Consider the following 8,365-nt stretch of genomic DNA (forward strand, 5'->3'; position numbering starts at 1 on the left):
GTGCAGACATGGCGCTTCAATCCGGCGACCAGCGACGGCAAGCCGGTCGACGAGTGGTTTCTCGTCCCTATTCCGTTTAAACTTCAGAACTAATTTCATTCCTGTCCTCAACATGAACCAAACTCTCGGATTCGCGCATTACTGGGCGCAAGGCGACGCGGTCACCCATTCGGTGGCCTATGCATTGCTGCTGATGTCGGTAATCAGCTGGTATTACATTTTTTCGAAGGCATGGAGTTCCTGGCGTATCCGGAAAAGCGCCAACATCCTCGACGGATTCTGGAAGGCGCCCACGCTTTCCGATGCGATATCGATGCTGAAGCACGGCGACAGCGAAAACGTCTACACGCCGCTGGCAGCCCAGGGCGCGGAAGCGGCCAACCTCACTGCGCAGGCCGGTTCGCTGAATGCATCCATCGACCCCAATGAACTGATCACCCGCACACTGCGACGCGAAATCAACCGCATTTCGTCGCGGCTTGAAAGCGGCCTGACCCTGCTGGCATCGGTCGGCTCGACAGCGCCCTTCATCGGCCTGTTCGGAACGGTCTGGGGCATCTATCATGCGCTGGTTGCGGTTTCGACCACCGGCACGGTGCAGATCGACAAGGTGGCGGGACCGGTCGGCGAGGCGCTGATCATGACGGCTGCCGGACTGGTCGTGGCGATTCCCGCCGTGCTTGCCTATAACGCATTTACTCGCGTGAATCGGGTGACGCTGGCGGAATTGGACGCCTTCGCCCACGATCTCCATGCCTACCTGACAACCGGTGCGCGGGTCGGGAAACAGTAACGGATTCATGGCGGCATGGCGCCGCCGGGCAGTCGAAAAACCCTGCGAGCCGCGCGGAAGTTGTTCAACAACCCCAGGCGGCCCGACTTGCCGAAACACTCATAACCCTGAAAGCGAAGCCATGGCCTTTGGCGGATTCAATGACAACAAGCATCAGGCGCCGATGGCGGATATCAACGTCACGCCGATGGTGGACGTGATGCTGGTGCTGCTGGTGATTTTCATCATCACGGCGCCACTGTTCACCCATGCGATCAAGCTTGACCTGCCCGATGCGCAATCCGCGCCGGCCCCGGAAAAGCCGGAAACGATCTCGTTGTCGATTGATGCCGACGGTGCGGTGTTCTGGAACAACGATCCGGTGCAGCAGCAGGACCTCGCGGCCCGCCTGGCGCTGGCAGCGCAACAGAAACCGCAGCCGGAAGTGCAGCTGCGGGCCGACAAGTCCACCCGCTACGAAGTGATCGCACAGGTGATGTCGGCGGCACAGACCAACGGCTTGACGAAAATGGGATTTGTAACCGACGCAAACCCGGTGCAAAACCAGCCCAGGAAACAATGAACCCGGAAGCAAACCGGGTCATTTCGGCAAGGGAGCTACCGGCATCGTGCCGAATCCATGTGACAATCCGGCCGCCGCGTGATGACCACCATACCGGCCGCCTGGGCACGATACGAGCCGCCGTTCCAGGGACCCGTCGAACCAGCCGGTTCGAACCAGTATAATCACCCGCTTACATCCACTTTCCCTGCTTCATCCAACATGCAAGAAAAATACAGCCCCGCCGACGTCGAAAAATCGGCGCAAGACCACTGGCGCGCAATCGACGCCTATAAAGCCGTTGAACATGCGAAGGACAAGAACGGCCAGGACAGGAAGAAGTTCTACGCCTGCTCGATGCTGCCCTATCCTTCCGGCAAGCTGCATATGGGGCATGTGCGCAATTACACGATCAACGATGTGATGTACCGCTATCTGCGGATGAACGGCTATAACGTGCTGATGCCGATGGGATGGGATGCCTTCGGCATGCCGGCGGAAAACGCGGCGATGGCCAACAACGTGCCGCCCGCGCAGTGGACCTACTCGAACATCGACTACATGAAACAGCAGATGCAGTCGATGGGCCTGGCGATCGACTGGTCGCGCGAGATGACTGCCTGCAAGCCGGACTATTACAAGTGGAACCAGTGGATGTTCCTCAAGATGCTGGAGAAAGGCATCATTTACAAGAAGACGGGCACGGTGAACTGGGACCCGGTCGACCAGACGGTGCTCGCCAACGAGCAGGTGATCGATGGACGCGGATGGCGGTCCGGCGCACTGATCGAGAAGCGCGAGATTCCGATGTACTACGCCAAGATCACCGCGTATGCCGAGGAACTGCTCGACCATGTCGACAACAAGCTGCCCGGCTGGCCGGAGCGGGTACGGGTAATGCAGGCAAACTGGATCGGCAAATCGACCGGCGTGCGCTTCGCCTTCCCGCATGACATCAAGGATGCGGGAGGCGAATCGATCAACGACGGCAAGCTCTGGGTGTTCACCACGCGCGCCGATACCATCATGGGCGTCACCTTCTGCGCGGTAGCACCTGAACACGCGCTCGCGACCCACGCGGCGCGATCCAATCCGGCGCTGGCGGACTTCATCGCCGAATGCAAAAAAGGCAGCGTGATCGAAGCCGACATGGCGACGATGGAAAAAAAGGGCATGCCCACCGGCCTGTTCGTCACCCATCCGCTGACCGGCGCGAAAGTGGAAGTGTGGGTCGGCAATTACGTGCTCATCACCTATGGTGACGGCGCGGTGATGGGTGTGCCGGCACATGACGAGCGCGATTTCGCGTTTGCAAAAAAATACGATCTCCCGATCAGGCAGGTCGTCGCAGTGGAAGGCAAGACTTACTCGACCGATTCCTGGCAGGAATGGTATGCCGACAAGGAAAACGGCCGCTGCATCAATTCCGGCAAATACGACGGGCTCGATTATCAATCCGCCGTCAATGCGATCGCGGACGATCTCGCCGCGAAAGGCATCGGCGAAAAGAAAGTGACCTATCGACTGCGCGACTGGGGCATTTCCCGCCAGCGCTACTGGGGCACGCCAATCCCGATCATCCATTGCGCGACCTGCGGCGACGTGCCGGTGCCGGAAAAGGATTTGCCGGTGGTGCTGCCGGAGGACTGCGTGCCGGATGGCAGCGGCAATCCGCTCAACAAGCATGAGCAATTCCTGCATGTCGACTGCCCGCAATGCGGCAAGCCGGCGCGGCGCGAAACCGACACCATGGATACCTTCGTCGATTCGTCGTGGTACTACATGCGCTACTGCTCGCCGGGCAGCGACAAGGCGATGGTCGATACGCGCAACGATTACTGGATGCCGATGGACCAGTACATCGGTGGCATCGAGCATGCGGTGCTGCACCTGCTGTATGCGCGCTTCTGGACCAAGGTAATGCGCGACTTCGGCCTGGTGAAATTCGATGAGCCGTTCGTGAACCTGCTGACCCAGGGCATGGTGCTCAATGAAACCTACTTCCGCGAAGACGAAGCGGGCAAGAAGACCTGGCTGAACCCGGCCGACGTGGAGCTGACATTCGACGACAAGGGCCGGCCGGTCTCCGCCATCCTCAAGTCCGACGGCAAGCCGGTCGAGATCGGCGGTACCGAAAAGATGTCGAAGTCGAAGAACAACGGCATCGATCCGCAGGCGCAGATCGACCAGTACGGCGCCGACACGGCACGATTGTTCACGATGTTCGCATCGCCGCCGGAACAGACGCTCGAGTGGTCCGGTTCGGGCGTGGAAGGCGCAAACCGCTTCCTGCGCCGTGTATGGGCATTCGCCCATGCGCAGGGCGCGGGCATCGGCGAACACCTGAACGCTAGGCCGGGCGACCTTTCGGAAGCGCATACCACGCTGCGCCGTGAAATCCACAAGATCCTGCAGCAGGCCGATCACGACTTCAAGCGCATCCAGTACAACACCGTTGTCTCCGCCTGCATGAAGATGCTCAACACGCTGGAAGCTGCCAAGCTCGACGATTCCGCCGCATCGAAGGCAGTCATCGCCGAAGGCTTCTCGATTTTCCTGCGCGTGCTCAACCCGGTCGCGCCGCACATCACCCATGTGCTCTGGCAGGAACTCGGCTTTGCCGGGCTGCACGGCGATATCCTCGATGCGCCATGGCCGCAGGTCGATGCATCGGCGCTGGAACAGTCGGAAATCGAATTGATGGTGCAGGTCAACGGCAAGCTGCGCGGCAGCGTGAAAGTGGCGAAGGACGCCGACAAGGCGTCCATCGAAGCCGCTGCGCTGGCGAACGAGAATGTACGCAAGTTCGTCGAAGGCACGCCGAAGAAGGTCATCGTCGTGCCGGGCAAGCTGATCAACATCGTGGCGTGATGCCTGACGGAGAACCACACCGATGAGAAACCGTGTTGCCGCCGTACTGATCCTGTTCGCCGCCGTGACGCTGTCCGCGTGCGGCTTCCAGCTGCGCGGCTCCGCGACCGGGGCCGGGATGCCGTTCAAGACCATCTATATCGGCCTGCCCGATACGTCGGCGCTCGGCACCGAACTGAAACGCTATATCCGCGCCGGCAGCGGCACCACGGTCGTCGCCGATCCGAAAGCGGCGGAGGCGGTGCTGGAAGTGCTGTCGGAATCGCGCGAAAAGGCGGTGCTGTCACTCAACAGCCAGGGACGCGTACGTGAACACGCGTTGTTCTACAAGTTGCGTTTCCGCGTAACGGGCAATGGGGGCAAGGAATTGCTGGCGCCGACCGATCTCGTGCTGAAGCGTGAGATCAGCTTCAACGAATCGCAGGTCATTGCGAAGGAAAAGGAAGAGGAAATTTTGTACCGCGACATGCAGTCCGACCTGGTGCAACAAATCCTGCGCCGGCTGTCGGCGCTGCAAACCGCCTGAAACACGATGCAACTCAAGCTCGACGCACTCGACGCCCACCTGGCGCGGCCGCTCTCGCCGCTATACGTCATCGCCAGCGACGAACACCTGCTGGCGCTGGAAGCGGCCGACAAGATCCGCAAGACCGCCCGCGCACAGGGATTGACGGAACGCGAGGTGCTGGTGGTGGAGCGCAGCTTCAAATGGGGCGAATTGCTGGCGGCGAACCAGTCGCAGTCGCTGTTCGGCGACCGCAAGCTGATCGAGTTGCGGATACCCACCGGGAAACCTGGCAAGGAAGGCGGGCAGGCGCTGCAGGATTATGTAAAGGCGCTCAGCCCGGACAACGTCACGCTGATTTCGCTGCCGAAGCTCGACTGGGCGACGCAAAAGGCCGCCTGGGTCGGAGCGCTGCAGCAGGCGGGCGTGTATATCGACATTCCGCTGGTCGAGAGGACGCAGTTGCCGGCCTGGATCGGGCAGCGGCTGGCGGCGCAACGGCAGGACGCAGACCGGCAGGGCATCGACTTCATCGCCGATCGGGTGGAGGGCAATCTGCTTGCCGCCCACCAGGAAATCCAGAAACTCGCGCTGCTGCACCCGGAAGGAAAGCTCAGCTTTGAACAGATTCACGACGCGGTGCTCAATGTGGCCCGCTACGACGTCTTTAAGCTCAATGAAGCGATGCTGGCCGGCGACACGGCGCGACTCGTGCGCATGATCGAAGGCCTGAAAGGCGAAGGCGAGGCATTGCCGCTTGTACTCTGGGCGATGGCGGAGGAAATCCGGACCTTGCTGAAGCTGAAATCAGGCATGGCGCAGGGTCGGCCGGTCGGCGCATTGTTGAAGGAATACAGGATCTGGGGACCGCGCGAACGGTTGATGGAACCGGCGCTGCGCCGCCTGAAATTGTCGACCCTGCAACAGGCGCTGCAGGAAGCGTCGCAAATCGATAAGATGGTCAAGGGTTTGCGGGCGAAAGCCTTTGCAGGCGACCCATGGGATGCGTTGTTGCAGTTGGGATTGCGGGTGGCGAGGTAATTGCGCGGCGGCCACAACCGGTTTTATCCGTTGGATTGTCTTCACCGCGAAGGCGGGGACCTTGGAATGCATCACCGTTCCCGATGACGTAGTCGGCACATTCCCGTATTCCTGCCGCAGACTGCCTTCGAATGGGGCAATCGAGGACGGCAAGGACTTGGGTGACTGAGCGGCTTTCTCACCTTCGCCAGCTCATCAACACACATAGTTTTCAGACTTTCCGGTAGACGAACAGATGGATATCAAGCAATACATGAATGATGTCGGGCAGCGTGCCCGCAAGGCCTCCCGTGCGATGGCAAAGGCCGACAGCGGCGCGAAGAATCGCGCCCTGGCGCTGATTGCCGCGGCGATACGGCGCGACGCCGACCTGCTGCGCGCCGCCAATCAGAAGGATCTGGCGGCGGCCCGCGAGAACGGCCTGGCCCCGGCATTGCTGGACCGGCTGACCTTGTCCGACAAGGCGCTCGATACCATGGCCGAAGGGCTGGAACAGATCGTCGCCCTGCCCGATCCGATCGGTGAAATCTCCAACATGAAATACCGGCCGACCGGCATCCAGGTCGGCCAGATGCGCGTGCCGCTCGGCGTGATCGGCATCATCTACGAAGCCCGTCCCAACGTGACCGTGGATGCGGCCGGCCTGTGCATCAAGAGCGGCAACGCGACCATCCTGCGCGGCGGCTCGGAAGCGATTCATTGCAACCAGGCGCTGGCCAAGCTGGTGAAGGAAGGCCTCGCCGGCGCCGGATTGCCGGAGGACGCGGTACAGATCATCGAAACCACCGACCGCGCCGCGGTGGGCGAACTCATCACCATGCCTCAGTACGTCGACGTCATCGTTCCGCGCGGCGGCAAGGGCCTGATCGAACGCCTGATGAAGGAATCGAAAGTGCCGATGATCAAGCACCTGGACGGCATCTGCCATGTGTACATCGACGACAAGGCCGATATCGGGAAGGCCGTGCGCGTCGCCTACAACGCAAAGTGTCAGCGGTATAGCCCGTGCAACACCATGGAAACCCTGCTGGTGGCGCGCGGCATCGCGGAGCGGGTCCTACCCAGGCTCGCCGAACTGTATGGCGCAAAGGAAGTCGAGCTGCGCGGCGACGACGACACCCGCAAGATCCTCGCCGGCTATCCGCATCTCGTGGCCGCCACCGAGGAAGACTGGCGGACCGAATACCTGGCCGCCATTCTCGCGGTACGCGTCGTCGACGATCTGGACCAGGCGATCGATCACATCAACACCTACTCGTCGCAACACACCGACTCGATCATCACCGAGGATTACACCCGCGCCATGCGTTTCCTGCGTGAGGTTGATTCGGCATCCGTGATGGTGAATGCCTCCACCCGCTTTGCTGACGGGTTCGAGTATGGCCTGGGGGCCGAGATCGGCATTTCGAACGACAAGCTGCATGCCCGAGGTCCGGTCGGACTGGAAGGACTGACGTCGTTGAAATACGTCGTGTTCGGGCATGGGGAAGTGCGTGAGTAAAGCCAATGCGAACGGAGTGCTGCCTTGCAAGGCAGCACCGTTGCGCAGGCACAGGGCATGCCCCGCGAAACCCCTGCTCCACCAAGGCGAAGTACCTGAATGAATCAAACAATAAGAATGGAAAACCATGCTCTGGGTTAAATCGCTGCACATCGTCTTCATCACTTCCTGGTTTGCCGGCCTGTTCTACCTGCCGCGCATCTTCGTCAATCTTGCGCAGGAGACCGACCCGACCTCAACTACGCGCCTTCTGATGATGGCGCGCAGGCTGTATCGCTTTACCGGGGTCCTGTCATTGCCAGCGGTGGCGTTCGGCCTTTGGCTCTGGCTGGGTTACGGCATCGGCAAGGGCCCCGGCAACGGCTGGTTGCATGCGAAGCTGGCGCTCGTGGTCCTCGTGATCGGCTATCACCATGCCTGCGGCAGTCTGTTGAAAAAATTTGAGAACGGTCGCAATGTCCGCAGCCACACATGGTATCGCTGGTTCAATGAAGTGCCGGTGCTGCTCTTGCTCGCCATCGTGATCCTGGTGGTGGTCAAGCCATTCTGAAATGTTTCCCGGAGTCCGTGATGGCCAAAGTGTGTCAGTATTTCTTCGCTCCCCAATCGCCCTACGCCTATCTCGGCCATGAACGCTTCGTCCGCCTGGCGAAGCAGTATGGCGTGCAGGTCGACATCAAGCCCTGCGATCTTGGCAAGATATTCGGGGTTTCCGGCGGCTTGCCGCTGGCCAAGCGGCCGCCGCAACGGCAGGCTTACCGTTTGATCGAGTTGAAGCGCTGGAGCGAATTCTTGCAATTGCCGCTGAACCTGCAACCGAAGTTTTTCCCTGTCCCGGGCGATCCGGCGGCGAAGCTGATCATCGCGGCGCGTCTGGCGCACGGCACCGATGCGGCGCTGGCCGTTACCGGCGCGATCATGCGCGCGGTGTGGGCGGAGGAACGAAATGTCGGCGATGCGGATACGCTGGCGGCCATTGCAACGGAATGCGGGCATGACGGGAAGGCGCTGGTGAAGTCGTCGGAGACGGCGAGTGTGCAGGCGGAGTATGACCGGCATACCGACGAGGCGATTGCAGCGAATGTGTTTGGTGCGCCCTGGTATGTGGTGGAG

At 60.8% G+C, this 8,365-nt stretch carries 8 protein-coding genes; all 8 read left to right on the plus strand.

Annotated features, from left to right (window positions below; translation table 11 throughout):
* The first annotated feature begins 112 nt into the window (after positions 1–112).
* Positions 113–793 carry a MotA/TolQ/ExbB proton channel family protein gene (locus tag V7080_RS20920; protein WP_334190323.1) on the plus strand — a complete coding sequence of 227 codons (681 nt, stop codon included), beginning with the start codon at positions 113–115 and terminating at the stop codon, positions 791–793.
* A gap of 121 nt (positions 794–914) precedes the next feature.
* Positions 915–1,355, plus strand: a complete 441-nt coding sequence (locus V7080_RS20925) for an ExbD/TolR family protein (protein ID WP_334190324.1) — start codon at positions 915–917, stop codon at positions 1,353–1,355.
* Positions 1,356–1,556: 201 nt separating this feature from the next.
* Positions 1,557–4,205, plus strand: coding sequence for a leucine--tRNA ligase (gene leuS / locus V7080_RS20930; RefSeq protein WP_334190325.1), 2,649 nt, complete (start codon positions 1,557–1,559; stop codon positions 4,203–4,205).
* 22 nt (positions 4,206–4,227) lie between these two features.
* Complete coding sequence (locus tag V7080_RS20935; RefSeq protein ID WP_334190326.1) at positions 4,228–4,731, plus strand: LPS-assembly lipoprotein LptE; 504 nt, start codon at positions 4,228–4,230, stop codon at positions 4,729–4,731.
* Between the two features lie 6 nt (positions 4,732–4,737).
* Positions 4,738–5,751 carry a DNA polymerase III subunit delta gene (holA, locus tag V7080_RS20940; RefSeq protein WP_334190327.1) on the plus strand — a complete coding sequence of 338 codons (1,014 nt, stop codon included), beginning with the start codon at positions 4,738–4,740 and terminating at the stop codon, positions 5,749–5,751.
* Positions 5,752–5,986: 235 nt separating this feature from the next.
* Positions 5,987–7,252 (plus strand): glutamate-5-semialdehyde dehydrogenase, encoded by a 1,266-nt coding sequence (locus V7080_RS20945; protein ID WP_334190328.1) that lies wholly within the window; start codon positions 5,987–5,989, stop codon positions 7,250–7,252.
* A 127-nt stretch (positions 7,253–7,379) separates the two neighbouring features.
* Positions 7,380–7,802: a CopD family protein gene (locus V7080_RS20950; RefSeq protein WP_334190329.1), complete on the plus strand. Its 423-nt coding sequence runs from the start codon at positions 7,380–7,382 to the stop codon at positions 7,800–7,802.
* Between the two features lie 20 nt (positions 7,803–7,822).
* On the plus strand, positions 7,823–8,365 hold a 543-nt coding region (locus tag V7080_RS20955; RefSeq protein ID WP_334190330.1), incomplete at its 3' end, for a 2-hydroxychromene-2-carboxylate isomerase.

The organism is Noviherbaspirillum sp. (genome assembly GCF_036846085.1).
GTDB lineage: Bacteria > Pseudomonadota > Gammaproteobacteria > Burkholderiales > Burkholderiaceae_D > Noviherbaspirillum.

Coding starts and splice junctions, on each gene's coding strand:
- V7080_RS20935 (WP_334190326.1), top strand. CDS start 4,228: ATGAGAAACCGTGTTGCCGCCGTACTGATCCTGTTCGCCGCCGTGACG.
- leuS (WP_334190325.1), top strand. CDS start 1,557: ATGCAAGAAAAATACAGCCCCGCCGACGTCGAAAAATCGGCGCAAGAC.
- V7080_RS20925 (WP_334190324.1), top strand. CDS start 915: ATGGCCTTTGGCGGATTCAATGACAACAAGCATCAGGCGCCGATGGCG.
- V7080_RS20945 (WP_334190328.1), top strand. CDS start 5,987: ATGGATATCAAGCAATACATGAATGATGTCGGGCAGCGTGCCCGCAAG.
- V7080_RS20920 (WP_334190323.1), top strand. CDS start 113: ATGAACCAAACTCTCGGATTCGCGCATTACTGGGCGCAAGGCGACGCG.
- V7080_RS20950 (WP_334190329.1), top strand. CDS start 7,380: ATGCTCTGGGTTAAATCGCTGCACATCGTCTTCATCACTTCCTGGTTT.
- holA (WP_334190327.1), top strand. CDS start 4,738: ATGCAACTCAAGCTCGACGCACTCGACGCCCACCTGGCGCGGCCGCTC.